25 protein-coding genes are annotated in these 26442 nt (G+C 50.7%); 20 read left to right on the forward strand and 5 right to left on the reverse strand.

Annotation, left to right across the window (positions count from 1 at the left end):
- Window positions 1-2: 2 nt before the first annotated feature.
- The 9 genes from fmt (at window position 3) to spoVM (ending at window position 8557) form a co-directional block, all read left to right on the forward strand.
- Window positions 3-959 carry a methionyl-tRNA formyltransferase gene (gene fmt, locus E0496_RS31670; protein WP_141505935.1) on the forward strand — a complete coding sequence of 319 codons (957 nt, stop codon included), beginning with the start codon at window positions 3-5 and terminating at the stop codon, window positions 957-959.
- Window positions 956-2473 (forward strand): 16S rRNA (cytosine(967)-C(5))-methyltransferase RsmB, encoded by a 1518-nt coding sequence (gene rsmB, locus E0496_RS31675; RefSeq protein ID WP_141505936.1) that lies wholly within the window; start codon window positions 956-958, stop codon window positions 2471-2473. The genes fmt and rsmB overlap by 4 nt, the downstream gene beginning before the upstream one ends.
- A 99-nt stretch (window positions 2474-2572) precedes the next feature.
- Window positions 2573-3619 carry a dual-specificity RNA methyltransferase RlmN gene (gene rlmN, locus E0496_RS31680; protein WP_141505937.1) on the forward strand — a complete coding sequence of 349 codons (1047 nt, stop codon included), beginning with the start codon at window positions 2573-2575 and terminating at the stop codon, window positions 3617-3619.
- Between the two features lie 7 nt (window positions 3620-3626).
- A complete protein-coding gene (locus tag E0496_RS31685) occupies window positions 3627-4388 on the forward strand; it encodes a Stp1/IreP family PP2C-type Ser/Thr phosphatase (RefSeq protein ID WP_141505938.1) in 762 nt (253 codons plus the stop codon).
- 5 nt (window positions 4389-4393) lie between these two features.
- Complete coding sequence (gene pknB / locus E0496_RS31690; protein WP_141505939.1) at window positions 4394-6493, forward strand: Stk1 family PASTA domain-containing Ser/Thr kinase; 2100 nt, start codon at window positions 4394-4396, stop codon at window positions 6491-6493.
- Complete coding sequence (gene rsgA / locus E0496_RS31695; protein WP_141505940.1) at window positions 6447-7418, forward strand: ribosome small subunit-dependent GTPase A; 972 nt, start codon at window positions 6447-6449, stop codon at window positions 7416-7418. Before pknB ends, rsgA begins: the two co-directional genes overlap by 47 nt.
- A gap of 5 nt (window positions 7419-7423) precedes the next feature.
- On the forward strand, window positions 7424-8068 hold the full coding sequence (gene rpe, locus E0496_RS31700) for a ribulose-phosphate 3-epimerase (protein WP_141505941.1): 645 nt from the start codon (window positions 7424-7426) through the stop codon (window positions 8066-8068).
- 23 nt (window positions 8069-8091) lie between these two features.
- Window positions 8092-8355: a hypothetical protein gene (locus E0496_RS31705; protein ID WP_175598140.1), complete on the forward strand. Its 264-nt coding sequence runs from the start codon at window positions 8092-8094 to the stop codon at window positions 8353-8355.
- Between the two features lie 121 nt (window positions 8356-8476).
- A complete protein-coding gene (gene spoVM, locus E0496_RS31710) occupies window positions 8477-8557 on the forward strand; it encodes a stage V sporulation protein SpoVM (RefSeq protein ID WP_010345573.1) in 81 nt (26 codons plus the stop codon).
- Window positions 8558-8655: 98 nt separating this feature from the next.
- Here the strand turns inward: spoVM and rpmB are convergent, their stop codons facing one another.
- Entirely contained in the window at window positions 8656-8844 is a 189-nt protein-coding gene (gene rpmB, locus E0496_RS31715) for a 50S ribosomal protein L28 (RefSeq protein WP_114378912.1), read from the reverse strand.
- A 291-nt stretch (window positions 8845-9135) separates the two neighbouring features.
- Here rpmB and E0496_RS31720 point away from each other — a divergent pair, with 291 nt between their 5' ends.
- From E0496_RS31720 to E0496_RS31740, 5 genes are all read left to right on the forward strand, one after another.
- A complete protein-coding gene (locus E0496_RS31720; protein WP_139998197.1) occupies window positions 9136-9495 on the forward strand; it encodes an Asp23/Gls24 family envelope stress response protein in 360 nt (119 codons plus the stop codon).
- Window positions 9496-9551: 56 nt separating this feature from the next.
- Window positions 9552-11282 (forward strand): DAK2 domain-containing protein, encoded by a 1731-nt coding sequence (locus tag E0496_RS31725; protein ID WP_141505982.1) that lies wholly within the window; start codon window positions 9552-9554, stop codon window positions 11280-11282.
- 35 nt (window positions 11283-11317) lie between these two features.
- Window positions 11318-12172, forward strand: a complete 855-nt coding sequence (locus E0496_RS31730; RefSeq protein WP_141505942.1) for a DegV family protein — start codon at window positions 11318-11320, stop codon at window positions 12170-12172.
- A 7-nt stretch (window positions 12173-12179) separates the two neighbouring features.
- Window positions 12180-14231, forward strand: a complete 2052-nt coding sequence (gene recG, locus E0496_RS31735; protein ID WP_141505983.1) for an ATP-dependent DNA helicase RecG — start codon at window positions 12180-12182, stop codon at window positions 14229-14231.
- 71 nt (window positions 14232-14302) lie between these two features.
- Window positions 14303-14590: a stage VI sporulation protein F gene (locus E0496_RS31740; RefSeq protein ID WP_139998201.1), complete on the forward strand. Its 288-nt coding sequence runs from the start codon at window positions 14303-14305 to the stop codon at window positions 14588-14590.
- Window positions 14591-14639: 49 nt separating this feature from the next.
- Here the strand turns inward: E0496_RS31740 and E0496_RS31745 are convergent, their stop codons facing one another.
- Window positions 14640-15335, reverse strand: a complete 696-nt coding sequence (locus tag E0496_RS31745) for an SOS response-associated peptidase (RefSeq protein ID WP_141505943.1) — start codon at window positions 15333-15335, stop codon at window positions 14640-14642.
- 175 nt (window positions 15336-15510) lie between these two features.
- Here E0496_RS31745 and E0496_RS31750 point away from each other — a divergent pair, with 175 nt between their 5' ends.
- The gene (locus E0496_RS31750) at window positions 15511-16803 is read left to right on the forward strand and encodes a DUF2515 domain-containing protein (RefSeq protein WP_141505944.1); all 1293 of its coding nucleotides are present in this window, start codon (window positions 15511-15513) and stop codon (window positions 16801-16803) included.
- 753 nt (window positions 16804-17556) lie between these two features.
- Here E0496_RS31750 and E0496_RS31755 read toward each other — a convergent pair.
- From E0496_RS31755 to E0496_RS31765, 3 genes are read right to left on the reverse strand one after another with little or no spacing between them, the layout of a single operon-like run.
- On the reverse strand, window positions 17557-17886 hold the full coding sequence (locus E0496_RS31755) for a YolD-like family protein (protein WP_141505945.1): 330 nt from the start codon (window positions 17884-17886) through the stop codon (window positions 17557-17559).
- Entirely contained in the window at window positions 17883-19148 is a 1266-nt protein-coding gene (locus E0496_RS31760; RefSeq protein WP_141505946.1) for a DNA polymerase IV, read from the reverse strand. The genes E0496_RS31755 and E0496_RS31760 overlap by 4 nt, the downstream gene beginning before the upstream one ends.
- Window positions 19138-19347: a hypothetical protein gene (locus E0496_RS31765; protein WP_141505947.1), complete on the reverse strand. Its 210-nt coding sequence runs from the start codon at window positions 19345-19347 to the stop codon at window positions 19138-19140. The genes E0496_RS31760 and E0496_RS31765 overlap by 11 nt, the downstream gene beginning before the upstream one ends.
- Before the next feature lie 256 nt (window positions 19348-19603).
- Between E0496_RS31765 and cysK the strand changes: the two genes are divergently transcribed.
- The 5 genes from cysK to E0496_RS31790 all read left to right on the forward strand — a co-directional run bounded on the left by cysK (window position 19604) and on the right by E0496_RS31790 (window position 26297).
- Window positions 19604-20539: a cysteine synthase A gene (gene cysK, locus E0496_RS31770; protein ID WP_141505948.1), complete on the forward strand. Its 936-nt coding sequence runs from the start codon at window positions 19604-19606 to the stop codon at window positions 20537-20539.
- 249 nt (window positions 20540-20788) lie between these two features.
- The gene (locus tag E0496_RS31775) at window positions 20789-22336 is read left to right on the forward strand and encodes a spore germination protein (RefSeq protein WP_141505949.1); all 1548 of its coding nucleotides are present in this window, start codon (window positions 20789-20791) and stop codon (window positions 22334-22336) included.
- Window positions 22293-23561 (forward strand): Ger(x)C family spore germination protein, encoded by a 1269-nt coding sequence (locus tag E0496_RS31780; RefSeq protein WP_141505950.1) that lies wholly within the window; start codon window positions 22293-22295, stop codon window positions 23559-23561. The genes E0496_RS31775 and E0496_RS31780 overlap by 44 nt, the downstream gene beginning before the upstream one ends.
- Window positions 23562-23580: 19 nt before the next feature.
- Window positions 23581-24672, forward strand: a complete 1092-nt coding sequence (locus E0496_RS31785) for a GerAB/ArcD/ProY family transporter (protein ID WP_141505951.1) — start codon at window positions 23581-23583, stop codon at window positions 24670-24672.
- Between the two features lie 155 nt (window positions 24673-24827).
- On the forward strand, window positions 24828-26297 hold the full coding sequence (locus tag E0496_RS31790) for a glycosyltransferase (RefSeq protein ID WP_141505952.1): 1470 nt from the start codon (window positions 24828-24830) through the stop codon (window positions 26295-26297).
- Window positions 26298-26442: the final 145 nt, after the last annotated feature.

Genomic DNA, 26442 nt, shown 5'->3' on the forward strand with positions numbered 1-26442 from the left:
TCATGCGTATCGTATTTATGGGAACGCCGGATTTTGCCGTTCCCTCTTTAAAGCTGCTTCTTGAGCAGCAGTACAATGTTGTCGCTGTTGTAACGCAGCCCGATCGGCCGAAGGGCCGCAAAAAAACGTTGACGCCGCCGCCTGTAAAGGAAGCGGCTTTGTCGTTCGGGCTGCCTGTACTGCAGCCTGAACGCATGCGCAGCGCGGAAGCTGTAGCTGCGATAGCCGAGCTTAGTCCTGACCTTATCGTTACGGCCGCCTACGGACAGATTTTGCCGAAAGCACTGCTGGACATTCCGCGTCTAGGCTGCATTAACGTGCACGGCTCCTTGCTGCCCAAATACCGCGGCGGCGCGCCAATCCAGCGCTCGATCATAAATGGAGAAGCTTCGACAGGCGTGACGATTATGTATATGGCCGAGGGACTCGATTCTGGCGATATGATCAGCGTTGTCGAGCTTCCGATTACAGACGAGGACACCTCCGGTACGATGTTTGAGAAGCTGAGCCTAGCGGGAGCGGATCTGCTTGGCCAGACGTTGCCGGCAATTATTTCGGGAGAAGCCAAGTCGGTTCCGCAGCAGGATGAGCTGGCAACCTATGCCCCCAATTTGAACCGCGAGGACGAGCGTATCGATTGGACGAAGTCTGCTCGCGCTATTTTTAACCAGGTCCGGGGCTTGTCGCCTATGGCTGGAGCTTTCACTTCTTTGAATGGTGAAGTATTTAAAGTATGGCAGTGCAGCGTACCTGTGGATGGAGCTTCCGGAAACAAAGCGGCATTGCCTGGAACGGTGATTGCAGCAGACAGCGGCGGCATTCATGTGCAGACAGGTGCGGGCACGCTGGTGCTGAAAGAAATTCAGCCGGCTGGCAAACGCGCGATGAACGCGGCGGATTGGCTGAAGGGCGCCCGCCTTGAAACAGGCACACGGCTTGGCGATGGGGGTGCGCTATGACTGAAAACACCCGTAAGTCAAGCAGCAATGGCGCTGTCTCTGGAAATGTTCCTGGCAAGCCTAAAGCAAAGCAAGGGCACAAACGACCTGCCGGCCGGGGGAAATCTCCGCAGTCCGTGCAGACGCAGCAGCCTGCGCCGCGCAAGGTGAAATCTCCTCGCGAGCTGGCGATGGATGCGCTTGTCAAGGTATCTCAGACGGGCGCGTACAGCAACTTGCAGCTAAAAAGCACGCTTCAAGATGCAGGACTCCAGAAGGCGGATGCGGGTCTTGTGACCGAGCTTGTGTACGGCACCATTCAGCGTCAGGCGACGCTGGATTATTGGCTGAGCCGCTTCGTATCCAAAGGTCTGCATAAGCTGGAACCTTGGGTTCATCAATTGCTTCGCATGAGTGCCTACCAGTTGTTATACCTAGACCGGATACCGGCGCATGCTGCAGTAAATGAGGCAGTAACCATTGCGAAGAAGCGTGGCCATTCGGGTATCTCCGGCATGGTGAACGGCGTACTCCGAAGCATTGACCGTAGCAGAGGCGAGCTGCAGGCAGCAGAAATCAAGCATGCAGATCCCGTCACGCAAATCGCACTTCGGCATTCCTACCCGGAATGGCTCGTAAGGCGATGGGTCGAATCTTATGGAGTGGACAAGGCGGAAGCCATATGTGCCGCTGGCAACGAGCATCCCCATACCAGTGTTCGGGCTAATCCGCTTAGAGGCAGCCGCGAGGAAGTTATTGAGCAATTGAGAGCAGCTGGATACGAGGCGGAGCCATCCACGATTGCTCCTGCGGGCATTGCTATCGTCCGCGGTGGGAATTTGGCCGATACGGACGGTTTCCGTGAAGGCTTATGGACATTGCAGGATGAGAGCTCGATGCTGGTTGCGGAAGTTGTAGCTCCGAAGGCTGGCATGCAGGTATTGGATTGCTGCGCCGCACCTGGCGGCAAGAGTACGCATTTGGCGGAGCTGATGGGCGGCAAAGGGAAGGTATGGGCTAATGACCTGCACGCGCACAAGCGCGACTTGATCGTGATGCAGAGCGAGCGGTTAAAGCTCCGCAACGTGGAAGCCATTACCGAGGATGCACTGAAACTGGCTGACCGCTTCAAGCCTCAATCGATGGATGCGGTGCTTCTCGATGCGCCTTGCTCTGGATTTGGCGTCATTAGACGGAAGCCGGAAATCAAATGGACCAAAACCGCTGGCGACGTATCCGATATCGCGGCCGTTCAGCAGCGATTATTGCATGCTGTAAGTGGATTGGTGCGTCCTGGAGGCGTGCTTGTCTACAGCACGTGCACGATGGAGAAGGAAGAGAACGAGCAGCAGGTCGCCCGTTTTCTGCAAGAGCATCCTGAATTCGAGCTCAGCAGCGATTGGCCGCAGGATATCGTTCGGCAGCTAAGGAACGCAGGGGTCGTTGGCGAGCATTTTGATGGACAAGCACAACTGCTTCCGCAGCATTTTAACAGTGACGGTTTTTACATTGCAAGGATGGTCAAGCGCCTGTAATTGCCGCTTATGGCTGAACATGGGCGTTTGTGGTAAAATAAATCGATGGCGGCTTTCCGAAGAGGGGGCCGTCCTACTATAAGGTACAGGTGTGATGAAATGAAACCATGCGTATATGACTACACGCTCGAGCAGCTTCAGCAATGGATGATAGATAACGGTGAGCCTGCATTTCGCGGCGGCCAGCTGTTTGATTGGCTTTATGTGAAGCGGGTTAAGAGCTTTGAAGATATGTCCAATCTCTCGAAAGCGATGCGTGAGAAGCTTGAAGAGAACTTCCAGTTCGTAACGCTAAGTGAGATTACTAAGTTCGAATCGAAGGACGGTACCGTTAAGTTTTTGTTCGGTCTTCATGACGCACATGCGATCGAGACGGTTATTATGCGCCACAACTATGGAAACAGCATTTGCGTGACGACTCAGGTCGGCTGCCGTATCGGCTGTACGTTTTGTGCTTCTACGTTGGGCGGTTTGAAACGGAATCTCACCGCAGGTGAGATCGTCGCTCAGGTTGTCACTGCGCAGCAAATGTTAGATGCGACGGGCGAACGCGTTTCGAGCATCGTCATTATGGGCTCAGGGGAGCCGTTCGAAAATTATGATGCAACGATGGCGTTTCTGCGAATTATGATCCATGAGAAAGGTCTGAATATCGGGCAGCGCCACATTACCGTATCGACAAGCGGCATTGTGCCAAGCATGTACAAATTCGCGGAAGAAAACACGCAAATCAATTTGGCTCTCTCGATCCATGCGCCAAATGATGCGCTGCGTTCGAAGCTAATGCCGGTTAACCGTCGTTATCCTTTTGATGATGTTATGGCCGCTTGCCATAACTATATTGCGAAGACTGGCCGCCGAATCACGTTCGAATACGCGCTAATCGGTGGTGTAAACGATCGTGCCGAGCATGCGCAGGAGCTTGCGGATGTATTACAGGGCATGCTGTGCCATGTCAATTTGATTCCGGTTAACCACGTGCCGGAACGGAATTATGTGCGTACGCCGCGTGAGGATATTTTTGAGTTCCAGCGCGTCCTGGAGCGTAATAAAGTTAGCGTTACGATTCGCAGGGAGCAAGGGCATGACATTGCGGCTGCTTGCGGCCAATTAAGAGCGAAACATATGGAGTCTCAGGCGAGGTGATGACTGATTGTTAACGGCAAACCGAAGTGATATTGGACGGGTTCGTCAAGTTAATGAAGACCAATCTTGGGTAAGTCAATTGAATAATGGGATAACGCTTGCCATCGTAGCCGATGGCATGGGCGGGCATCAGGCTGGAGACGTCGCTAGCCAGAAGGCTGTTGATGCATTCCGCAGCATGCTGGAGCAGAGCGCCGCTAAAGCCGATCTATCCATTCAAGAGGGCAAGATGCTGATCAGACAGGCGATCACTCAGGCGAATGAAGCCGTATTCGAGCTGGCCTCGCGCAACGAGAAATATCATAATATGGGAACAACGATTGTGGCTGCATTAGTCAAGAAGGACAATGCCATTATTGGACATGTTGGCGACAGCAGAGCTTACAAGATTACCGAAGGCGTCATTAAGCAAATTACATTCGATCACACGCTTGTCAATGAACTAGTGAAATCCGGACAGCTCAGCGAGGAGGAGGCCGCTCATCATCCGCGCCGCAATGTTCTAACCCGAGCTGTCGGCACGGATTCACAAGTTGAAATTGAAGTCCAAGCGGTAGAATGGTCTCCTCAGGATGTGCTTCTGCTGTGCAGCGACGGTCTCTCCAATATGGTGAGCGACCAGCAAATCCTTCAAACGGTCATGACTGAGAAGCTTGAGCTGGATGCTAAAGCTGATCATCTCATTCAGCTTGCGCTGCATGCTGGTGGGGACGACAATATTACGGTCGTTCTTCTGCAAGAAGCAGCCGGCACGAATCGAGAGGGGTGACAAGGATGATTGGACAGGACCTAGGCGGACGCTATGAAATTTTGACGCGGATCGGCGGCGGCGGTATGGCGCTTGTGTACAAGGCGCATGACGTGCTGCTAAACAGAAATGTAGCAGTGAAAGTATTGCGGCAGCAATTTGTACATGACGAGGAGTTCATACGCCGTTTTCGCCGTGAAGCACAGTCGGCGGCTGCGCTATCTCATCCAAACGTCGTTAGTATTTATGATGTTGGACAAGAAGAGGACACGCACTATATCGTTATGGAGTATATTGAAGGCCATAACTTAAATGAAATTATACAAGAGCGTGCGCCGCTGCAGACTGATGAAGCGGTGCGCATTGCCATGCAAATTGCAGACGCGCTCGATCACGCCCATCAAAATCATATTATTCATCGTGATATTAAGCCTCATAACATATTAATCGGCAAAAACGGACGCGTGAAAGTGACGGACTTTGGGATCGCGCGGGCGGTCACTTCGTCTACGATTACTCAGACCGGCTCCGTTATCGGTTCGGTTCATTATTTTTCTCCTGAGCATGCGAAGGGAATCAATACAGGCGAAAAATCGGATTTATATTCCCTTGGCATCGTGCTCTACCAGATGCTGACGGCGCAGCTGCCGTTTCTTGGCGAAAGCCCGATCAGCGTGGCATTGAAACATTTGCAGGAAAATTTCGAAGAACCGCGTGTAGTTAATCCGCATATTCCGCAAAGCGTCGAGAACGTTATTCTTAAAGCGATGCGAAAAAATCCGAATGAGCGTTACAGTTCGGCGCATGAAATGCTAGCTGATCTAGATACATGCTTGCGGCCGGAGCGTTTAAAGGAACCGAAAATCACGTTCAGCCATGTTAACGACATGGAGGAAACCCGGGTCATGCCGGCTATTCGCGGCGATTTTCCGCCCGCAATGCCTAAAGACCGGGAGCCGGCGGCCAAAGCTAACACGGACGAGAAACCGAGCGATAGGGACGCGGCGCGACAAGCAAAGGGTTGGAAAAAACCGCTGACCGTCGTTGGCGTAACGCTCATTATTCTTGCATTGATCGTAGGGGGCTTTATTTGGCTCCTAAGTGTATTGGATGTAGCAGAGGTTGATGTGCCTTACGTGGTTGGCAAGACGGAGGCAGTGGCCCGGCAGATGATCGTGGAAGCTGGTCTTAAAGTGGAAGAGCCGGTTCTTCACGAGCATAATAAGGAAATCCCTGTGGATCAGGTGCTGAGCCAGACCAAGCAGAATATGAGAGTGAAGGAAGGTTCCTTTATCCAGATTACTGTCAGTGATGGACCGGAGCTTGAGGAACTGGGCAATTACGTGGGCAAGTCGCTTCAGACGGCGATTGACGAGCTTGGCGCCATTGGCGTTCAGCCGGAGCAAATCTACACCGAACCCGTATATAGTGAGGAGCCGGAGAACACGATCATTCAGCAGTCACCGAAGCCAGGAGAGCAGTACAATCCGGAGTCGGTTGAATTCCAGTTCACGATCAGCAAAGGCCGCGAGACGGTTTCGATGCCAAATCTGATCGGCAAGACGCTGGAGGAAGCGAAGGAATTGATGAAGGAAAAAGAGCTGACGCTGGACAACGATGATATCTTATACCAGCCTAGCTACGGGCACGAGAAGGATGTAGTCATTAGCCAGAGTCCTTATAAGGCGAAAGAGCCTGTGACCAAAGGGGATAAGGTATCGATAATTGTAAGCTCCGGCCCACCTGCCGACGCGAAGGAGCATCAGTTCAACATTACGATCTCGCCAGCGGAAGCAGGTAAGACAAGTGAGATTCGGATTGAGTATTCCGATGCCCGCGGTGAAAAGATTGAAGGGGTTAAACGGCAAATTACGGGAATGCAGACCTTTCCTATTACCGTCGTAGTCGCTCCGAATACGGAAGCTTCCGTAACAGTTTACCGTGACAATCAATTCATTGACTCTAAATCGATTACGTATCAGGATTTAGTGAATGGTACGAATTCATCCACCTTAATCATACCGGGTGAAGAAGTGCAGGCGACAGAAGAGCCTGTACAAGCGGAGGTTACCGAGAGCGATGAGCCAACTGAAGAAGAGCAGCAACAAGAACAACAGCAGCCATAACAGCAAGGAAGGTCATCTGAAAGGTACCATCGTCAAGGCCTTAAGCGGCTATTACTACGTACGCGCAGAGAATGCGGCATCGGACTCGATAACGGTCCAGTGCCGTGCGCGGGGCGTGTTTAAGAACAAGGGGCTTACTCCTCTTGTAGGCGATGTGGTGATGTTTAGCTTAACCGAAAATGGGGAGGGAACCGTTGAGGAACTGCTGCCTCGCTCCTCAGAGCTTATAAGGCCACCGGTTGCGAACATTGATCTCGCCATTCTCGTATTTTCAGTGACGGAGCCTGTGCTTAATTTGCAGCTGCTGGACAAGTTTCTCGTCCATATCGAGCATGCTGGCATTCCCGCTGTTCTTTGTTTAAGCAAACAGGATTTGGAGAATGACGGTTTGGAGACGGAGGAGGCGCAAGCTGCGGCTGCCTCCGTTAATCGTATTTACCGTCCTCTGGGGTATGAGGTTTACGGGACAAGCTCGCTGCTGGGAGAAGGCATAGCCCCTTTCCAGGAACGGCTGAAGGGCCATTTGGCTGTATTCGCTGGACAATCTGGTGTAGGGAAGTCTTCCTTGCTTAATGCGATTGTGCCGGGGTTAGAGCTCGAAACCAACCAAATCAGCAATAGGCTCGGCCGGGGCAAGCACACGACCAGACATGTCGAGTTGATTGAAATTGGAGGCGGCTTAGTGGCGGATACGCCAGGGTTCAGCCAGTTGGACTTTCAGGAGCTTGGCATAGAGGATTTGGGTTATTGCTTTGTGGAGATGAGAGAGCTGTCTCCGGATTGCAAGTTTAGAGGCTGTACCCACGTTCATGAACCAGGCTGCGCTGTACTCGCAGCAGTAGACAACGGTAAAATTGAGAAGAGCAGGCACGATCATTATTTGCTCTTTCTAGCTGAGATGAAGGATAAAAAAAGGAGGTACTAACAACAATGACGATTATTGCACCATCCATTTTGTCAGCTGATTTCTCGCGATTGGGTGAAGAGATTAAAGCCGTTGAAGCGGCAGGGGCGGATTGGATTCATGTTGATGTGATGGACGGGCATTTTGTCCCGAATCTAACCTTTGGCCCGCCGGTCATCTCGGCGGTACGAGAGGCAACAAAGCTGCCTTTCGACGTTCATTTGATGATTGAGCGGCCTGAGCTGTCCATTGCCGATTATATTTCGGCTGGGGCAGACCGGATCACCATACATGCCGAGGCATGCGTACATTTGCACAGAACTGTGCATTACATAAAAGAAAAAGGGCTTCCGGTAGGCGTAGCGATTAACCCGGCTACACCAGTTGCGACTTTGGAGCCGATCTTGCATGATCTTGATCTAGTGCTTATTATGACGGTGAACCCTGGCTACGGAGGGCAACAATTCATTCCTTATTCGCTCGTAAAGCTGCGTCAGCTTCGGGCGATGCTGGAGGAGCAAGGCCTTGACGAAGTGTTTGTCCAAGTAGATGGCGGCGTTAATGCGACTACGGCGGGTGTCATTCGCGAAGCGGGGGCAAACGTGCTGGTTGCTGGCAATGCTGTATTTGCAGAGAAAGATCGTGCCGCAGCCATTGCGGTATTGCGTTAGGTGCCCTGGTGATAAATGAACGGTTGAAAACGACATTATGGCTGCTGGGATACAGCTTCGTTACAGGAGGGCTGCTAACAGCGTTCTCGTTAATTGAGGGGTTTTATCGTTATCTCTTCTCGTTGCTGGCTTTATACATAGGCATACGTTTTTTTCGCAGATTTGAAACGCTTGGGCTGCGCATTACTTTTTTTGTCGTGTCGATCGTATTTTATTTGCTGATTGCCGTTATCGTATCCGCTGTTATCTATATACGAGATAATCCGGACGCCATATCAGGCGTGTAATGCGCTTTCCTCTACCGCTTGCGAAGGAATAGGACGAACTGAAGACGCATAGGATGGTTACATGAGCGTAGGATGTTTGTCACGGATTAATTCGATGAGCGTGTCTGAGGAGGGATGAGGCATGAAATTTTATACAATCAAACTGCCTAAATTTTTGGGCGGATTCGTAAAGGCGATTTTGAATACCTTCCAAAAAAATTAGATCGGATGCTGCAGGACACCCTTCGGCCGTGATCGTAGAAAACGTAAAAGAAAAGCACCTGAACTCTCAGGTGCTTTTGTCTATGGCCAAAGCCATCATTATACGCGGGTAACTTTACCGGATTTCAGTGCGCGAGTGCTGACATAAACACGTTTCGGTTTACCGTCAACCAAGATGCGAACTTTTTGCACGTTTACGCCCCAAGAACGACGTGTTTTGTTGTTTGCGTGGGAAACGTTGTTACCTTTACCAGGTGCTTTACCTGTAAGAAAACATTTGCGGGACATGACTACACCTCCTTTAAATCTTGCGTGAGCAAAAGTGATTCCATAAGTATGGCTCGTTATGCGTGAGGAAAATTTCATTCGTAAGACAAATAACATTTAAACACACTTGAATATCGTATCATAAACATCTATTCTATTCAACCTAAATATACGGACAATCAAGTCGATTATCGCAAGGAAAGCTCGAAGGAACGCAGAAATGCTGGATTTATTGAACAGACTTCTATAACGGGGCTGTTTATAGTACAATAATACTTAGTCCATAATATATACAGTAAGGGAGTGTTTTCCATGCCTCTGCAGCTAAGCACCGAATTCGGTTCCATACATGTCTCTGATCATTGCATAGCCATTATAGCAGGCTCTGCGGCCATGGATTGTTATGGACTGGTCGGAATGGCTTCTCGCAAACAGTTGAAGGACGGGATTGCCGAGTTGCTCGGACGAGACAATTTGACTCGTGGCGTTGAAATTAGAAGAGAAAATGAGAAGCTGCACATCGACCTTTACATCATCGTGAGCTATGGTACGAAAATATCGGAAGTTGCTCATAACATTCAATCCAAGGTAAAATATGTGCTGAATGACGTAATCGGTCTACAAGTGGAAGAAGTCCATATAATTGTGCAAGATGTTAGGGTACTTAAGTAACAGGGAGGGAAATTTCGTTGAGTAAGCGCTTTATAAACGGATCTGATTTTACCGCAATGGCACTGCTCGGCGCGGATTACTTGCAGCGCAACGCAGAGCACGTTAATGCATTAAATGTGTTTCCTGTGCCGGATGGCGACACGGGAACAAACATGAATTTAACGATGTCCTCAGGTGTACGCGAGCTCCGCAGCAAGCCGTCAGCGAGCGTTGGGAAAGCGACGGAAGCCTTGTCGAAGGGACTGCTGATGGGCGCACGGGGCAACTCTGGCGTTATTTTGTCACAGCTGTTCCGAGGGTTTTCCAGATCTTTAGCCAATCTCGAAGAGGCAGGTACGGTGCAGCTGGCAGCTGCTTTGCAATACGGTGTCGACCTCGCTTATAAAGCTGTCGTGAAGCCAGTTGAAGGAACCATTCTTACGGTAGCCAAAGAAGCAGCGAAGCATGCCGTTCAATATGCACGCAGAACGAATGATGTTATTGAGCTGATGCAAGAGGTGCATTCGAAGGCAAATGAAGCATTGCAGCGCACGCCTGACCTGCTGCCTGTTTTAAAGCAGGTAGGCGTAGTAGATTCTGGCGGACAAGGCCTCGTATTTATTTATGAAGGTTTCTTGCGCAGCCTTTTGGAGCTAGACGGACAGTTGGAGCCCGATGACATGCAATCTGAAGCCGCTCCACCGGAAGAGGTCGCGGTTCCATTAAAGGCAACTCCGGTCAGGAAGCAGGAGCCGACTTCGGCTCAAGCGCGTTTGGCAACCGATGCGATTGAGTTCTTATACGATATGGAATTTTTTATTAATCGCAAGCTGAAAGGGAATGCGACGGTGTTCTTTGATGAATCCGCTTACAAGCGTGCGCTTGGCAAAGATGGCGATTCCATTCTGGTTATTACAGAAGATGATATCATAAAGGTTCACGTACACTCGCGAAAGCCTGGCGATGTACTGAATTTGTCTCTCCCTTATGGTGAATTGACGGATATTCATATTCTTAACATGCGAGAGCAGCACCGCGAGCTCTTGGAGCATGAGCAGGCGGATTCCGGCGGCATTGCTGACTATTCTGCAGCAGAGCTGCTTGCTGGCGAAGGTCTGCAGGGCGTTCCACCAGGCCAAGTATTCGAATGGGCGCCATTTGGCATCATTGCGGTTGCGTTGGGTGAAGGGATTACCAATATTTTCTTGGAAAACGAAGTGGATACTGTGTTGTCCGGCGGCCAGACGATGAATCCGAGTACAGAGGATTTCGTGAAAGCCATAGAGGCGCTATCGGCAGAACATATTTATATTTTACCGAATAACGGAAATATTATTTTGGCGGCTGAGCAGGCCGCAGAGCTTAGCGAGCGAAAGGTCATGATCATTCCAACGAAAACGATTCCGCAGGGCTTAGCGGCCGTTCTTGCGTTCAAAGAAGACGAAACAGCGGAACGAAACAGCGAATGGATGAAAAATGCGGCCGAACAGGTTGTTTCTGGGCAGGTTACCAAAGCCGTTCGCGATACGACCATTGAAGGCGTTGCTATTCGAGAGGGCGATTTCATTGGAATTAAGGAGAAACAGATCGTCGTGTCGAATGCTGATTTGCCGGGTGCATGTCAATCTCTTATTGCCAGCATGTTGGAAGCCGGAGGGGATTTGCTGACCATTCTTACAGGCGAGGAAGCAGATGCGAGTGAAACGGCATCGCTTTGTGAATGGATCGGGGAGCAGTATCCAGAGCTCGAACTGGAAGTACAAAAAGGCGGACAACCGCTGTATCCTTATGTTTTTGCATTGGAGTAGGCTCTAATCGTTTGATAGCTGGGAGGGATCTGCCTTTGGGAAAGGTAAGAATTGTAACTGACAGTACAGCAGATATACCGGAAGAGATTCGCGAGCGGCTGGGTATTTCTATGGTGCCCTTAAAGGTGCTGTTTGGGGAAGAAACGTTTCTCGATGCGGTGACGATCAAATCAGAGGGTTTCTACGAGAAGCTTGCGCAAGCTTCTGCGCTTCCCACAACGTCGCAGCCGTCTCCAGTGGAATTTTCTGATGTGTATCAGCGCTTACTTGGAGAGGATGCGGAGTCGCCGATTATTTCACTTCACTTATCGGCAGCGCTTAGCGGCACGTATCAGTCGGCGGTTATCGCTCAGTCCATGCTGGAAGAAGAAGCTGACCTTACGATCCTCGATTCAAAATCTGCTTCCTACGGCTTCGGCATGCGTGTGGTGAAGGCGGCCGAAATGGCGCAGGCGGGCGAATCGAAGGAACGAATTGTCGAGGAGATTGAACGCCTCGCTAACAGTACGGAATTATATTTTCTCGTGGATACGCTGGAATACTTGCAGAAGGGCGGCCGCATCGGAAAAGCATCAGCGCTAATCGGTTCCATTCTTAATATTAAGCCGATTCTCTCGCTTGATTCTGATGGCGTGGTGCTTGCTGTAGATAAGGTTCGAGGCACGAAGAAGGCGATGGCGCGCATTGTCGAGCTTCTCAAAAAAACGTATGGGGATGAGCCGGTCGGTATGACGATGGCCTATTCGCTGCATAAGGAAACGGCGGGGGAGCTCTACGAGCTTCTTAAGAGCCAATTCAATGTTCAGGCGGTTAGCTGGACGACCATTGGAGCTGTTATTGGCACGCATACCGGTCCAGGCACTTCTGCCGTGTTTATGTACAGGATGTGATTGAATGATGACGCTGGACCAAATTTCCGTTCGGCAAATCAAAGGCGTGAGCGCTCCTAAGGAAGAGGAGCTTCACGCCTTTGGCGTGAGAACGATTGCAGATTTATTGGATTATTTTCCGTATCGCTATGAGGATTATCGTATCCGGGAGCTTACAGATGTTAAAGAAGGCGAAAAGGTCACGGTGCTTGGGCATGTCCGGGGCATCCCGGTCTTGCAGCGCTACGGCAAAAGCAAGTCCAGACTCACCTGCAAGGTGGAGGTTGGCCAGTGGCTGGTGACGGCGGTATGGTTCAACCGACACTTTCTGCAAGACCAGCTTGTGATTGGCCGTGAGATCATGCTGACAGGCAAATGGGAGCAGCAACGCCTACAAATGACGATATCCGACTCGGAGTTTCCAGGCAGCGGTGGAGCCGCCAAATCAGGAACGCTTCAGCCGGTCTACTCTGTGGGCGGCAGTATTACGCAGACGTGGATGCGGAAGACGATACGTCAGGCTTTGACGCAGTACGGAACGATGATTGAGGAATTGCTGCCGCAGGAGCTTGTTCAAGGACATGATCTGATGCCAAGACGCGATGCGGTGCAGCGTATTCATTTGCCGGATGATACGAAAGAAGGACAAGAAGCTCGCAGAAGGTTGGTCTACGAGGAGTTATTTCTGTTTCAGTTAAAGCTGCAAGCTTATCGCGCGCTTAACAGGAAGCGCAACGATGGCATTGCACATCGTATTGAAAGTGAGACGATTCGCCAATTCGCCGCTACGCTTCCGTTCGAGCTGACGGATGCGCAGAAGAAGGTCGTCAATGAAATTTGCGTAGATATGCGAAGGCCTTCCTGTATGAATCGTCTGCTGCAGGGAGATGTCGGCTCCGGCAAAACGGTCGTATCGGCGATTGCGCTCTATGTTGCGGTGAAGTCGGGGCATCAAGGCGCAATTATGGTACCGACCGAAATATTGGCTGATCAGCATATGCGCTCGTTGACAAAAATGTTTGCAGATTTGGGCATTCAGGTAGCCTTGCTTACCGGAAGCTTAACCGAACGCAAGCGTAGAGACGTTCTGGCTGGACTTCAAATGGGCATTATTGATATCGTTGTTGGCACGCATGCGCTTATTCAGGAGGACGTCTTCTTTCGGAGCTTGGGCCTTGTCGTTGTGGACGAGCAGCACCGGTTCGGCGTCAATCAACGAAGCGTGCTGCGGCGCAAAGGAATGAACCCCGATGTTCTTACGATGACAGCAACGCCGATTCCACGGACGATGGCGATCACTGCGTTCGGTGATATGGACGTTTCCACGATACGCGAGCGGCCTCATGGCCGTAAGCCCATTAAGACGTATTGGGTCAAGCATAGCATGATGGAACGGGTACTTGGCTTCATCCGCAAAGAGGTGAGCAAAGGACGGCAGGCTTACATTATTTGTCCTTTAATTGAGGAGTCCGAGAAGATTGATGTTCAAAATGCCATAGATCTTTATGTACAGACGCAGCAATCCTTTCCTGATTTACGTGTTGGTCTACTGCATGGACGGCTCTCCTCAGCAGAAAAGGAGAGCGTAATGGGAGCTTTCAGCGCGAATGAAACCCATGTGCTCGTGGCGACGACGGTCGTTGAAGTAGGCGTCGACGTTCCAAATGCGACGCTGATGATCATTATGGATGCGGAGCGCTTCGGTTTGTCGCAGCTGCATCAGTTGCGCGGTCGTGTTGGGCGGGGAGAGCATCAATCGCATTGTATTTTGGTGGCCGATCCGAAATCTGAAACCGGACGCGAACGGATGAAAGTAATGACGGATACGGACGATGGTTTTGAGGTATCGCGCCGCGATCTTGAAATTCGTGGACCGGGCGATTTTTTTGGGACCAAGCAAAGCGGCCTGCCTGAGTTTCGTCTAGCGGACATGGTGGCGGATTATGAGGTATTGGAGATCGCCCGCGAAGACGCAGCGGAGCTCACGGAGCGTGAGGATTTCTGGACCAATGATTCGTATGTCAGAGTACGGTCGGTGCTGCAAAAGGATCAATTTTTTCAAGGGGAACAGCTGGACTAGGCAATAATTACCTACCTACGGCATATAGTTTAACGATGTGATCGGATTGCCGGATGGAGGTGTCGAGGGCAGTGAGTTACCAAAATTATGGAATTAAGCCGCAGTTTGTCGAGCGTGTGAAATACAAATTAAAAAATCCTGTCATGAAGGACCGGATCAGGCAGCTTCTCGGTAATGTGACGAAGTATGATTTACAGGACCGGCCAAAGGTAAGAAAACTAGTGAAGGCAGCCGCCGTTATTTTGCAGGAGCAGCTGACGGACACGCAGGAAGACCAGATTGTTGCCTTTGTGATGGGGCAAAAAATCGATCCCAACAACACATTTCATTTATTGAAGTTGTGGGGGATGTTTCGCTGACCGCTTTCGGTCAGCGATTTTTTTTTGGACGCAACTGCGGCCGCTGGACTTACCAGAGCTCAAGCTGCTCACCCGCATCAAAGGGCTCGATCAGGGACGGCTCGTCGTTGCGTACGCTGCCCACAGCTGCGGAAACGGGATAGGCTTCCAGCTCACTGGCTTGGTAAGGCACAAGCAACGGCATTAGCATAGCCGTATCCATCACAGTGCGATCGAGCCAAAGGTGCTCATCCTCGGGACGCAGAATGACGGGCATTCGGTCATGAATGGGGGCAACAAGCTCGTTAGGCGTAGTGGTCAGGATCGTACAGCTATTAATTTTGGTTCCGTCAGGAGAGAGCCATGTTTCATACAGTCCAGCCATGCTGAACAAAGCGCGGCTTTTGAGCGTGATGCGCATAGGCTGCTTGCCGGTTGCCGTTGTCTTCCACTCATAGAAGCCATCGGCCGGGATGAGGCAGCGCTTGCGCCGCAGCGGCGTCTGGAAGGCTGGCTTGCTCGCCGCCGTCTCGGAGCGCGCATTCAGCATTTGAAAGCCGATCTTCGGATCATCGGCCCAAGGCGGCACGAGTCCCCACTTTAGCTCACCCAATCGATTGGCTTGTCCATCGTGAATGATCGATAAGACCTGCTGGCTGGGTGCAACGTTGTATTTCGGACGGTGAAACGGCACCATGGTCTCTCCAATCATATATCTGACTAACAGCTCCTCCAAGGTTACCGTTAGCGTATATCTTCCGCACATGACTCTTTGTCTCCTCTCCTTGTGTTTGTTCTTATTATACATTGCGGCCAACTGCAGCGCATATGTTGCTAACAAAGTATGGCGGACTGCTTGGTGGCGGATACTGGTTATTATAGGCTTGTTAGCTGTGCTTCATTTCCTAAGAGGCAATGACGTTGAATAAGGAGCGCTTACGATGGGCAAAACGGATGGAGTTCGGACAAATCGCCGGTCAATCGGCTATTGGCTGCGGGAGCTGCTTGCGCTTCCGGGCGCGGCATTTGATTATGCTGTCGGGAAATGGGCATCGCTCAGCGCATCGCATGAGATGATCGCAGAGGCGGTTCCGCTTGAGCTGCCTGCTGCTACGATAGCCAAGCTCACGCATGCTTGGTCCAAGTCCACAGCAGCGCCTGATTCTGGCGTTGCCGCTAGCTGGACGGAAAGAGAGCAAGAGCTGATTGAACGCATTCGCGTGGAGACGGCGGCTGGCAACCGCAATAATGTGACGCGTACAGAGGCCTATCGTGATGTTTATTATCGCACGCCCGAGCTGCACTGGGCGCTGCTCGCTCATATGGTATCGCGCAACGGCGGCTGGAATATGACTGATTTACAGGGGGAGTGGCTGCCATGGCTGCTCGGCAAGGAGCAGCGCGAGGCCGTATTCCGCTTTTTGGAGCAGGCCAATGCGCTGATTTTTCAGGATGCCTATCCTCAGCTGCTTTTGTATGAATGGAGCCGCAGAGAAGGAAGGAGCTTGTTCCACCTGCTGTCGGCTTTTGGCGTATCAGCATTTATGGCTCCGGTGTGGAGGCAGTTTTGGCGGGATGGCGAGTCGGCTCCGCTAACGGTTGCTCTTATTGTGAACGAACAAAATTATATTGAGCAGCGGGTCGTGCAGCATCCCTATTTCCGAGATAAAGTGCTGCATACGTTCTTTTTCGGGCTGCAGTCGCTGCTGCAGCTAAATGGCGTTGTTTTTCCTTATGGGAATGGGCAGCGGAGAGGGGAAGAGACGGTCGTGCTCAGGCTTTCCGGACTGATACTGGAGCGCTTTGAACATTTGCATGAGCGAATTGAGTTTGGCAAACGGCTTTATGCGATGATGTTTGGCATCCCACGTGTATACGACGGGGTGAAATGCTTTGCAGCCGCTGTTAAGCACACGGGCTCACGGGCGGACTATGCCCCTCATTTGTTTGCCCGCGTTCGTCAGAAGCCCCCTCAGCGCGTCTACACGGAGCGTTTGCTTGGGGGACGGCTGAAGCTTGGCGCGGAGCCGATCTACAGTCCTGAACTCAGTGCTGCTTGGGGGGATCAACCACCGCCGGTGCCGGAACCCGGAGACTGGTTCACTTCGGCTGCAGAGGTCATTCCGTATTTTCAAAAGCTGCCGCTTCCGTCATCCTTCGAAATGACGAATGAATACGGAATGATGCTGAACAAGATTGAGCTGGCCGTTATTGCGGTGCAGCGGGGGAAGTAAACGGCTGCCTGGAGCAGGATATTGGGCCAACTCGTTAATTTTTAGTTCAACTTAATATACATGGAATTTGTCCCGCTATTGCTTTGATCAAGCAAATAACGGTATTTTAGCAGGTGGAATTTCATTTAATTCTTTAAACTTTATGTAGAACTCAACAGAAAAAAAGGAAATTATTAGAAAAAAATCATTATCATCTTAAGTTCATTCTATATAAATCAGAATAGATCAGTTTTTCAAGTGAACTGCTCTTTTTATCGTCAAAGGACGGCGATAGCCGTTTGTGGTTGTAGTAAGGCTTTATAGGGCATGAGGCCCAAATTTGTCATTTTCTCGTCATTGGGCAGTAGTATACTAAATAAACGAGTCTGCAGCAGTTATGTCGAGCGTGTGGGAACAGCCAGAGTACGGAAAGTAAAAGTCAGTCTACAGTCTGCAGCTTGCCAATTGATCGTAAAGGACTGTACGAAATGCCTAATTATTATTTTAACGAAATTTGGACACCGCTAAAATATCTCGGAATCCGTCTGCACCGGGATGATGACGGGGATTTATGGATCAAATGCTGGAAGATGAAACGCCGCCGTTTTCGTTCTTGATGCCAAACTGTAGAGGAATTCTACCTTTTCAAGCTGAAAATGCATGTCTCTTTAGTACATTGTAATATTGATAGTCGAAGACTGGGATCATTGGCTCTGATCATACGAAAAGGAGCTGTCCGCTTAAGCGCTGGACGGCTCCTTTTCGTATGCCATTTCATCCTTCTTCAATGGATGCCCCTTCGATATCGCGAATGGAGAACCATTCGCCATCAACCATGAAACGTCCTTTCAACTGATCGACCCGATCGACGACGCCAATGACGCTCAACTCCTCCAGCGGATGGAACAGGCGGATCGCAATGGGGTGCCGCTGCTGCAGCGATTCCATCACAAAGCGGCTTATATTTTCCCATTCCTGCTCGTCAAGCTCGATCCGCTGCCTCTGCCGTGAAGCCTGTTCCTGTTCATTGATAGCAACCTTATGTTCAGGCAGCATCATGCGGCTCGATTCCCAGATGCCGTTGCCTTCAAGTTTCTTCCTCATTTGTAATGTCCTCCGATCTTCTCTGAGCGGTGCTGCGCTTGGCCGGCAAGGGTTACGGAGGCGGCCCGTAAAATGATGGCGTCCCCGTATTTCTGCTTAAGGGCGTCGGTCGCTTTCTCGAGCGCCATCGTCTTCTCCCGCTTCGTGTCAAACAAGGACAGCTGATACTCGCCATCCTCGGAAAATTGCGACAGGCTGACGCCGACCTTTCTTACTGGATAGCCGTCCCAGTGGCGAAGCAGCAGTTGCACAGCAGCATGGTAAACCGTGTTGGTCACGTTGCTCGGATCGTCCATTTTCATTTGGCGGCTAAAGCCGGTAGGCTGGTCATAATTGGCCCCCATCAAGCCAACGGAAACGACATGCCCCATATAGCCCTTGCCCCGGCAGCGCTGGCATACGAGCTCGGTGAGCTCAAGCAGGACAACCTTAATTTCCTCCAGTCTTTGATAGTCTCGGGGCAGCGTCATCATATGCCCGATCACCTTCGGAGCAATCTCATGCGTCCCTGGCGCAACGGGACTATCATCGATGCCGTTCGCAATGCGAGAGTAAAGCTCGGCGTTAATATCGGAGTTTTTGCCGAATTTGCGGCGCATCATCAGTTTCAGCTTCTCGAGCGGCGTTGCGGCTACCTTGCCGATCGTCTCTAGGCCCATGGCATTGAAATGCCGCGTCATGCGGCTGCCGACCATGAACATTTTGGCAACGGGAAGAGTCCAAAGCGTCTCCTCAAGCCGATCCTTCCGCAAAATATAAATGCCGGAACCATTTTTTTTGGCATAGTTGTCGCAGGCCATCTTCGCCAGCATTTTATTTTCGGCAATGCCAAAGCGCGTGTAAATCCCCAGCTCGGCCTGGATCCGTGTCTGAATGTGATGCGCGAGCTCCTCCGGTGATCCGTACAAATGCAGGGAGCCCGTCACATCTAGAAACTGCTCATCGATGGAATAGGGCTCAACTAGGTCTGTATACGATTTATAGATGTTCGTAATCCTCATGGAGATATCGATGTACAGCTGCATTCGAGGCCTAATAATGACTAAATTCGGACACTTGGCAAGGGAATCGCCCAGCCGCTCTGCCGTTGTTACCCCAAAGGACTTGGCAAGGGGACAAGCGGCGAGAATGATGCCTGAGCGGCGTTCAGGGTCGCCTGCAACGACGAGGGGCAAATCACGATATTCCGGGTGATCAGCCTTCTCTACGGAGGCATAAAATGACTGGCAGTCTGCCAGCATAATGACTTTGTTAAGAGGCATGTCGACTCACCAGCTCTACTGCCAATAGATTGGTCGCAAGAAAGATGCGCTGCGCGCCGGAATTGAGACAGAAAGCACGGATGTAGCCGTCTTTTACGGCCAGAACACGAATTCTTCGCTTGGTGAATTTTCCCTTCTTGCTCATATAAATCACATCAACGACACAATCGATCATGTGAAGCCATTTTTCCAATGTCATGATGCTCCTCCTTTTAGGTAAGAACGTTTGTTCTTATTATATGCGGAACGTGTGTTCTTATACTAGAGGTTAATTGTGGTTATTTTTTACAAGGTTTTACTGCTGAATAGCGCGGCAGGCAGCTTTGGAGAAAGAACTTGGAGTGGGAATCTGATAAAAAGAAAATCCCACTATTGTATTAAGTTTGTGCAGCTGATAAGGTAAAAGAATATAACCGACTGAAAAGGTTGGAATTAAATGTATGGGAGGGGTCACTTTGACCAAAATTGCGAAGAACTTAACGGAGCTAGTCGGAAACACACCGCTTCTGGAGCTTACCAATTTTAGCGGGCAGCACAACATTCAAGCGAAACTAATCGGCAAGCTGGAGTATTTCAATCCTGCCGGGAGCGTAAAGGATCGAATTGGCGTGGCATTGATCAAGGATGCGGAAGAGCGTGGGCTCATTAATCAAAACTCTATTATCGTCGAGCCTACAAGCGGAAATACAGGCGTGGGGCTTGCGTTCGCGGCAGCAGCACTTGGGTACCGGTTAATCATCACACTGCCGGAGAGCTTCAGCGTAGAGCGCCGCAAGCTATTGCTGGCATTGGGAGCCGAGCTTATTCTAACCCCTGCAAGCGAAGGAATGGCTGGCGCGATCAGGAAGGCAGAGGAGATCACTGAAGCGACGCCAAACGCATTTATGCCCCAGCAATTCAATAATCCGGCGAATCCAGATATTCATAAGAAAACGACAGCAGAAGAAATTTGGAGAGACATGGACGGCGAGGTTGATTTTTTTGTTGCAGGCGTAGGGACTGGCGGTACAGTTTCTGGCGTCGGCGCAGCACTTAAAGAGAAAAATCCAGCTGTTCAAATCATAGCGGTAGAGCCTTCGGATTCCCCGGTGCTCTCCGGCGGCAAAAAAGGGCTGCATAAAATCCAAGGCATCGGCGCAGGTTTTGTTCCCGAAAACTTTCATCCGGATGTGGTAGATGAAATCATTCTGGTAAAAAGCGAGCCTGCCTTTGAAACGGCAAGGCAGCTTGCGCGAAGCGAAGGCCTGCTTGTCGGCATTTCTTCGGGCGCTGCGGTGTATGCGGCGATGCAAATTGCGAAACGGCCATGCAATCACGATAAAAAAATAGTGATTCTGCTGCCGGATACGGGAGAGCGCTACTTATCGTCCGCGCTTTATCCAGAAGCCTAACAGAGCACAATGAAGAGCTATTCAGGAGCAATGCTTTATTGCTTCTGGATAGCTCTTTCTGTTTTTAGGCGAGGTTCCGTTTTTCCAGGAATTTCTCGGCAGTCCACTTGTCCAACGTCAGGTAAGGCAGTTGCATTTTATTTTCATATAAGCAAATCAAGCATCCAGTAGACGCTTATCATCAAGCGGTACATATTTAAACCCATAATGCGCCAAAATAGAAGCAACATGGAAATGAAAGGTGCCGCTATGAACAAACAAACCGCAGGAGCGCTAACGCCGCTTAGTCCCTCGCTGCAAGCGAACGTTAAGGCGATTCAGAGCCGCTTCGGAGGAAGCACCGATCTTGTGATTCGAATGTTTCGCAGCGATGCGGCACCCGAGCGCGAGATCGCGATCCTCTATGTGGATGGAATTGTGGACACGGGAACGATTAATGAAAGCGTCATGGAGCCGTTAATGTCGATGAGGCTGCCTCCGCATGCCTTGGTCAAGGGCAGCAAGCTGCTGGAGGCGCTTCGGAGCTGCGTCGTTTCCATTGGGTCAGTGCAGGATATCCATGCCTTGGAGCAAGCGCTTCAGTATATGACAGACGGATTATGTATCATTTTGGCTGACGGATGCCCTGCGGCATTGACGGCGGATGTGAATGGAGGCGATCAGCGTAACGTTTCTATTCCCCAGACGCAGACCGTCATCCGGGGACCACAGCATGCCTTTGTGGAAAACCTTCGTACGAATATCAGCTTGGTCCGGAGAATTATTCGTTCTTCGGACCTTCATGTACAGGTGCATAAGCTGGGCCAGCAAACGCATACCAACGTAGCCGTTTTGTATGTGAACGGAATCGTAGACGAGGGAATCGTCAAGGAGGTTTACCGCAGGCTCGCTGCCATCGATCTCGACGGTGTGCTTGAGAGCGGCTACATAGAGGAATTCATTCAAGACGAGACGTTTACCTTATTTCCCACGCTGCTGAATACAGAACGACCGGATACAGTGGCCGCTGCGCTGCTTGAGGGTAGGGTAGCCGTTATGGTTGATGGGTCTCCCATCGCGCTGATGGCACCGACCACTTTTTTTAGCTTTTTCCAGTCACCGGAGGATTATTATCAAAGATTCGATATTGCGTCCTTCGTCCGCATCATTCGATATGCCGCGTATGTGGTGTCCATTGTTTTGCCAGCCGTCTACATCGCAGTGACAACCTTCCATCAGGAAATGCTGCCGACTACGTTATTAATCAGTCTGGCCGCGCAGCGGGAAGGAATCCCGTTCCCAGGTCTTGCTGAAGCGCTGCTGATGGAGCTTACGTTCGAGGTGCTGCGTGAGGCAGGCCTGCGAATGCCGCGAGCCATCGGACCTGCGATCTCTATTGTCGGTGCGCTCGTACTGGGACAATCGGCGGTACAGGCGGGCATTGTATCGGCCGGGATGGTTATTGTGGTTTCTTTTACGGCGATATCCAACTTTGTTATGCCAGAATTCAATATGGCGGCGACCTCACGCATTATCCGGTTTCTCTTTACGATTATGGCTGGGGTTTTCGGTTTTTTCGGGATATTCATTTCTGTGCTGTTTATGTTGATCCATCTGGTATCGCTGCGTTCCTTCGGGGTACCTTACATGTCCCCTATAGCTCCGGGCCCGGCAAAGCAGGGCCTTTGGAGAGACGCGTTCATCAGGCTACCTTGGTGGGCTATCGTGCTTCGGCCGATGGATTTGAACTTACGTAATCCGAAGCGGCAGGCCAATGGAAAACGTCCGCCCGCGCAGCGTCATTCCAGCAAACCGTAACGGAAAGGAAGGCATGGCTATGAAGAAATGGAGGCTGCTGCTGGCACTGCTCGCGTGTCTACTGACTGCCGGCTGCTGGAACCGCGTAGAGCTAAACGATATCGCTGTCATTTCGGCAACCGGCATCGATTGGAAGGAAGGAAACTGGGTATTATCGTACCAGGTCGTTATTCCGCAGGCCATATCCAGCCAAAGTGCGGCCAGCAGCTCGGCAGCGGTCAACGTATTTTCGACGAAAGGCCAGAGCTTTCGAAGCGCGGTCAGCAAGGCCAGCCAAGAGACCTCCCGCCGGCTTTATTTCTCGCATACGCAAATCGTGATTATTGGACAGGAAGCGGCACGGAAAGGAATCGGCTCGCTCCTGGATACTTATTTGCGCAATCATGATTCGCGTGAGACGGTCAGCGTTTATTTGTCGAAGGGGAGCGCCCGCAAGATGCTGGAGCAGTTGATTCCGCTTGAGAAAATACCCGGTGCGGCGATTCAGCGCATGATTACGAATGAAGAGATGAATAGTTCTGCTTTTCGCCAAATGACTATTCACCAGGTGCTGATGGACTTGCTTGGCACGACGCATGCCACAGGTATTCCTGGCCTGGTCGTATCGGGAACGAATGAGAGTGTGGACCGGGCGGGGCAATTGACTCGGACAAGCACACCTTCCAAGGTCAAGCTGTATGACCTTGGTCTGATTAAAGGAGACAAACTGGTCGGCTGGCTTAATAACGAAGAAAGCCAAGGGGCGATGTGGCTGGCTGATCATGTGAAGAAAACAACGGTCCCGTTTGCTTGCGATGAGAACAGAAGCGGTCAGAAAAATTCGTCGATACGAATTACACATGCCAAGACCAAGCTGCGCCCAGAGCTCTTGAACGGCAATTGGATCATGCACGTGGAAGCGGGAGCGGACGGTACGTTAATGGAATACAATTGCGAAGGCGATCTTTCCAAGCCGAAGCAAGTGGCGAAGATCGAGCGGCTTATTGAAGGTGAGATTACAGCAATTGTGGAGAATGGATGGAAGGCTTTGCGCAAGAACGGCGCGGACGTCATCGGTTTTGGCAGCGTTATCCGTCAGAAATATCCAAAGCAATGGTCCAAAGCCAGCGATAACTGGACAGAACTTTTTGCAGGCACAGAGGTAAAGGTGAAGGTGAACGTGAGATTGAATTCAACGGGCATGAGCGGAAGCGGCTTTAAACAGGAGCAGGAGAAAGACGGCTAATAAGCAGAAAGGAGACCGTATGCAGCAAATCGGGAAAAACCAGCTTTGGATTTTGATCGTCGTATTTATGATCGGCAGCACTCCGTTGTTCGAGCTTGGCATTAAAGCGAAGCAGGATGCATGGATAGCGATGACGCTTGCGGCGGTCGCCGGCCTGCTGCTTACGACGCTGTATGTTCAAATTCAGAAACGAGCGCCCGAATCGGAGCTTGCGGAGCTTTACAAGATCCATTTTGGCCGCTGGATTGGGGGATTTGTTGGCATTGTCTATGCTTTGTGGTTCGCTTATGAATCGATGCGCAATGTGCGGGATGTCGGAGAGCTTACTGTCATGACGCTGCTCTCCTTTACTCCGAAGTGGATCGTCATGCTGCTTATTCTCAGCGCTGCCACTTACACGGTCAGCAAGGGGCTGGAGGTGTTTGTGCGCGTCGTGCAGCTGTTGTTTCCTATTGCGGCGTTTAGCTATGCATTTCTCCTGATCCTGTTGTTTATCAGCAGGCTTCCGAAGATTAGGCATTTACTTCCCCTTCTGGAGCATGGCATGATGCCTGTCCTAAAGTCGGCTTTTCCAGATTTGCTGTCCTTTCCATTTGGACAAATGGTTATTTTCTTCGTTTTTTGGAAGCATGTCAGTGAAAAGAAAATGATCAGCGCAATTTCTTACTGGGCTTATATAGGCGTATCCCTATTTCTAATTCTGATGAACGCCCTTACGCTGAGCGTGCTGGGTCCGGAGATTTCTGCCCTTGCTGCATTGCCTCTGCTTGAGGTGGTGCAGTTGATTAGGCTGGCCAATATTTTGGAGCGTTTGGATGTTGTTGTGACACTGCTTCTGTTGATTGGACTTTATGTCAAAATAACGGCGCTGTACATGGCCGCAGTGTTTACATTTACTGCTGTAACCGGTATGTCCTACCGATACTGCGTGCTGCCCATCGGTCTCGTCATCTATGCGTCATCGTTTTTGGAAACGAACAATACGTACCACCTTTGGATCGGGCTTGATATTACGCTCAAAATTGTACCGTTATTTCAATTCGTGCTGCCGCTATTAATGCTTGTCGTAGGTGTGCGGAAAAAATATAAAACCAAAAACATGGCCAGGTAGCTGCTGGGCCATACTCACCGAAGCGGTTGTGTCTACATATTTTATGATACAGCTTGAAGTATGAGCTTTATTTGCTGCTTATATTTCAACGCGAAACGGGCTTTTGCCGCCGCAGGACTGCGTAAGCCGTTTACGCTTGCTTGAGGGGGATACGCGTGAGCGATGCCAATAGGGATATGACAAGCATTATTTTGGTGACTTATAATCAGCTGGATTACACAAAGCAATGTGTGGAAAGCATCCAGCGCCATACGCAGCAAGGAAGCTATGAGCTGATTATAGTAGACAATGGATCGACGGATGAGACGGTGCAATGGGCCAAAAGCCAACCAGGCATCCACGTTATTGCTAACGATTACAACGCCGGATTTCCAAAAGGCTGCAATATCGGCATTGCTGCGGCTTCAGGTGAACAGCTTATGCTGCTCAATAATGATACCGTTGTAACACCGGGCTGGTTGGATGGACTAAAGCGCGGCTTGCTAAGCGATGAATGCATTGGGGCCGTTGGTCCCGTGACTAATTCAGCGGCTTACTGGACGGCAATTCCGGTCACTTATAAAACAATTGAGGAAATGGAGTTGTTCGCTTCCGCGAAACATGCTTTTCCAGACCGTTCGTTGTGGGAGGAGCGGGTGAAGCTGGTGGGTTTCTGCCTGTTAATTAGACGGGAGGCATGGGAGCGGGTTGGCCCGCTGGATGAGACCTTTGGAATTGGCAACTTCGAAGATGATGACTATAGTATCCGGCTGAGGCTAGCAGGCTATAAGCTGCTGTTGTGCGGAGATACGTTTATTCATCATTATGGCAGTATGACGTTCAGCTCCGAGCCAGAGCAGTTTCGTGAGGCCTTTCGGAGAAATGGCGAGATTTTTCGGGCAAAATGGGGCTTTCATCCGAGCGAAGCGACACCTATGCGAACGGATATTAGCACGGTTATTCAGCGTGAATCCCACGGCTATAAACGCGAAGGCGGAGCCTATCTGGAAATCGGCTGTGGCTGCGGGGCTACGATACTTTGTATGAAGAACCAATTCCCCGCCGCAAAATGGTACGGTGTAGAGCGCAACGAGCTTGCTGCTAGAGTTGCTGAATCCTCGAACATTACCGTGTTTCGCTCGGATGAGCTAGCGGATTGGACACTGCCTGCCGAGGGGCTAAGCGGAATTATCATCGGTGATGCCCACGCCTATGGTACGCCGGAAGCGCTGAAGCGATTGGTTCAGTTGCTGAAACCCGGAGGCTGGCTCGTAGGCTGTTTTGCAAATCGCTTTTATTTTGAGAATATCCGGCAATATTTAGACCCGGTGAATGCAAAAGCACAACGTCAGGTGAGCACTCAGTACACCATGCAGCAGGTCAACCAATTATACGAGCGGGCTGGCTTTGCCTTTGTGAAGGTCACGTTGGCGAAAAATAAACCACCGGAGCAGCTTGAATATATCCGGCAGCTGGAGCAAGTTACGGATGCTGCTATCCATAATGAGCTTACTTCTGCCTCTTTGCTTGTGTACGGACGGATGGCTCTTTTTGATATTGAACAAGAGACGGAGAGCGTTGAAGAAATTGAAGGATTGACGAAAGTGGCAGAGCATGATGGGACGTCGCATGCGGTTGAGGGATAGTGGAGTATAGATGGGGTTGGATTCTGAATGAGATAACCCCGCTCCATAAGCGGAAGAGGGCTGAATTGATGTAGTCGTAGTGGCGTATCGGAAGAAAAAAGAGCTGCAAGGGGAAAGGTTTTTGAAAAAAAACTGACATGGTGGC

This window comes from Paenibacillus luteus (assembly GCF_006542765.1).
GTDB classification, from domain to species: Bacteria; Bacillota; Bacilli; order Paenibacillales; family Paenibacillaceae; genus Pristimantibacillus; species Pristimantibacillus luteus.

Excerpts from the sequence above, each read along its gene's own strand:
- fmt (WP_141505935.1), top strand. The coding sequence starts at position 3 with ATGCGTATCGTATTTATGGGAACGCCGGATTTTGCCGTTCCCTCTTTA.
- rsmB (WP_141505936.1), top strand. The coding sequence starts at position 956 with ATGACTGAAAACACCCGTAAGTCAAGCAGCAATGGCGCTGTCTCTGGA.
- rlmN (WP_141505937.1), top strand. The coding sequence starts at position 2,573 with ATGAAACCATGCGTATATGACTACACGCTCGAGCAGCTTCAGCAATGG.
- pknB (WP_141505939.1), top strand. The coding sequence starts at position 4,394 with ATGATTGGACAGGACCTAGGCGGACGCTATGAAATTTTGACGCGGATC.
- rsgA (WP_141505940.1), top strand. The coding sequence starts at position 6,447 with ATGAGCCAACTGAAGAAGAGCAGCAACAAGAACAACAGCAGCCATAAC.
- rpe (WP_141505941.1), top strand. The coding sequence starts at position 7,424 with ATGACGATTATTGCACCATCCATTTTGTCAGCTGATTTCTCGCGATTG.
- spoVM (WP_010345573.1), top strand. The coding sequence starts at position 8,477 with ATGAAATTTTATACAATCAAACTGCCTAAATTTTTGGGCGGATTCGTA.
- rpmB (WP_114378912.1), bottom strand. The coding sequence starts at position 8,844 with ATGTCCCGCAAATGTTTTCTTACAGGTAAAGCACCTGGTAAAGGTAAC.
- E0496_RS31720 (WP_139998197.1), top strand. The coding sequence starts at position 9,136 with ATGCCTCTGCAGCTAAGCACCGAATTCGGTTCCATACATGTCTCTGAT.
- E0496_RS31725 (WP_141505982.1), top strand. The coding sequence starts at position 9,552 with ATGGCACTGCTCGGCGCGGATTACTTGCAGCGCAACGCAGAGCACGTT.
- recG (WP_141505983.1), top strand. The coding sequence starts at position 12,180 with ATGACGCTGGACCAAATTTCCGTTCGGCAAATCAAAGGCGTGAGCGCT.
- E0496_RS31745 (WP_141505943.1), bottom strand. The coding sequence starts at position 15,335 with ATGTGCGGAAGATATACGCTAACGGTAACCTTGGAGGAGCTGTTAGTC.
- E0496_RS31750 (WP_141505944.1), top strand. The coding sequence starts at position 15,511 with ATGGGCAAAACGGATGGAGTTCGGACAAATCGCCGGTCAATCGGCTAT.
- E0496_RS31755 (WP_141505945.1), bottom strand. The coding sequence starts at position 17,886 with ATGAGGAAGAAACTTGAAGGCAACGGCATCTGGGAATCGAGCCGCATG.
- E0496_RS31760 (WP_141505946.1), bottom strand. The coding sequence starts at position 19,148 with ATGCCTCTTAACAAAGTCATTATGCTGGCAGACTGCCAGTCATTTTAT.
- E0496_RS31765 (WP_141505947.1), bottom strand. The coding sequence starts at position 19,347 with ATGACATTGGAAAAATGGCTTCACATGATCGATTGTGTCGTTGATGTG.
- E0496_RS31775 (WP_141505949.1), top strand. The coding sequence starts at position 20,789 with ATGAACAAACAAACCGCAGGAGCGCTAACGCCGCTTAGTCCCTCGCTG.
- E0496_RS31780 (WP_141505950.1), top strand. The coding sequence starts at position 22,293 with ATGGAAAACGTCCGCCCGCGCAGCGTCATTCCAGCAAACCGTAACGGA.
- E0496_RS31785 (WP_141505951.1), top strand. The coding sequence starts at position 23,581 with ATGCAGCAAATCGGGAAAAACCAGCTTTGGATTTTGATCGTCGTATTT.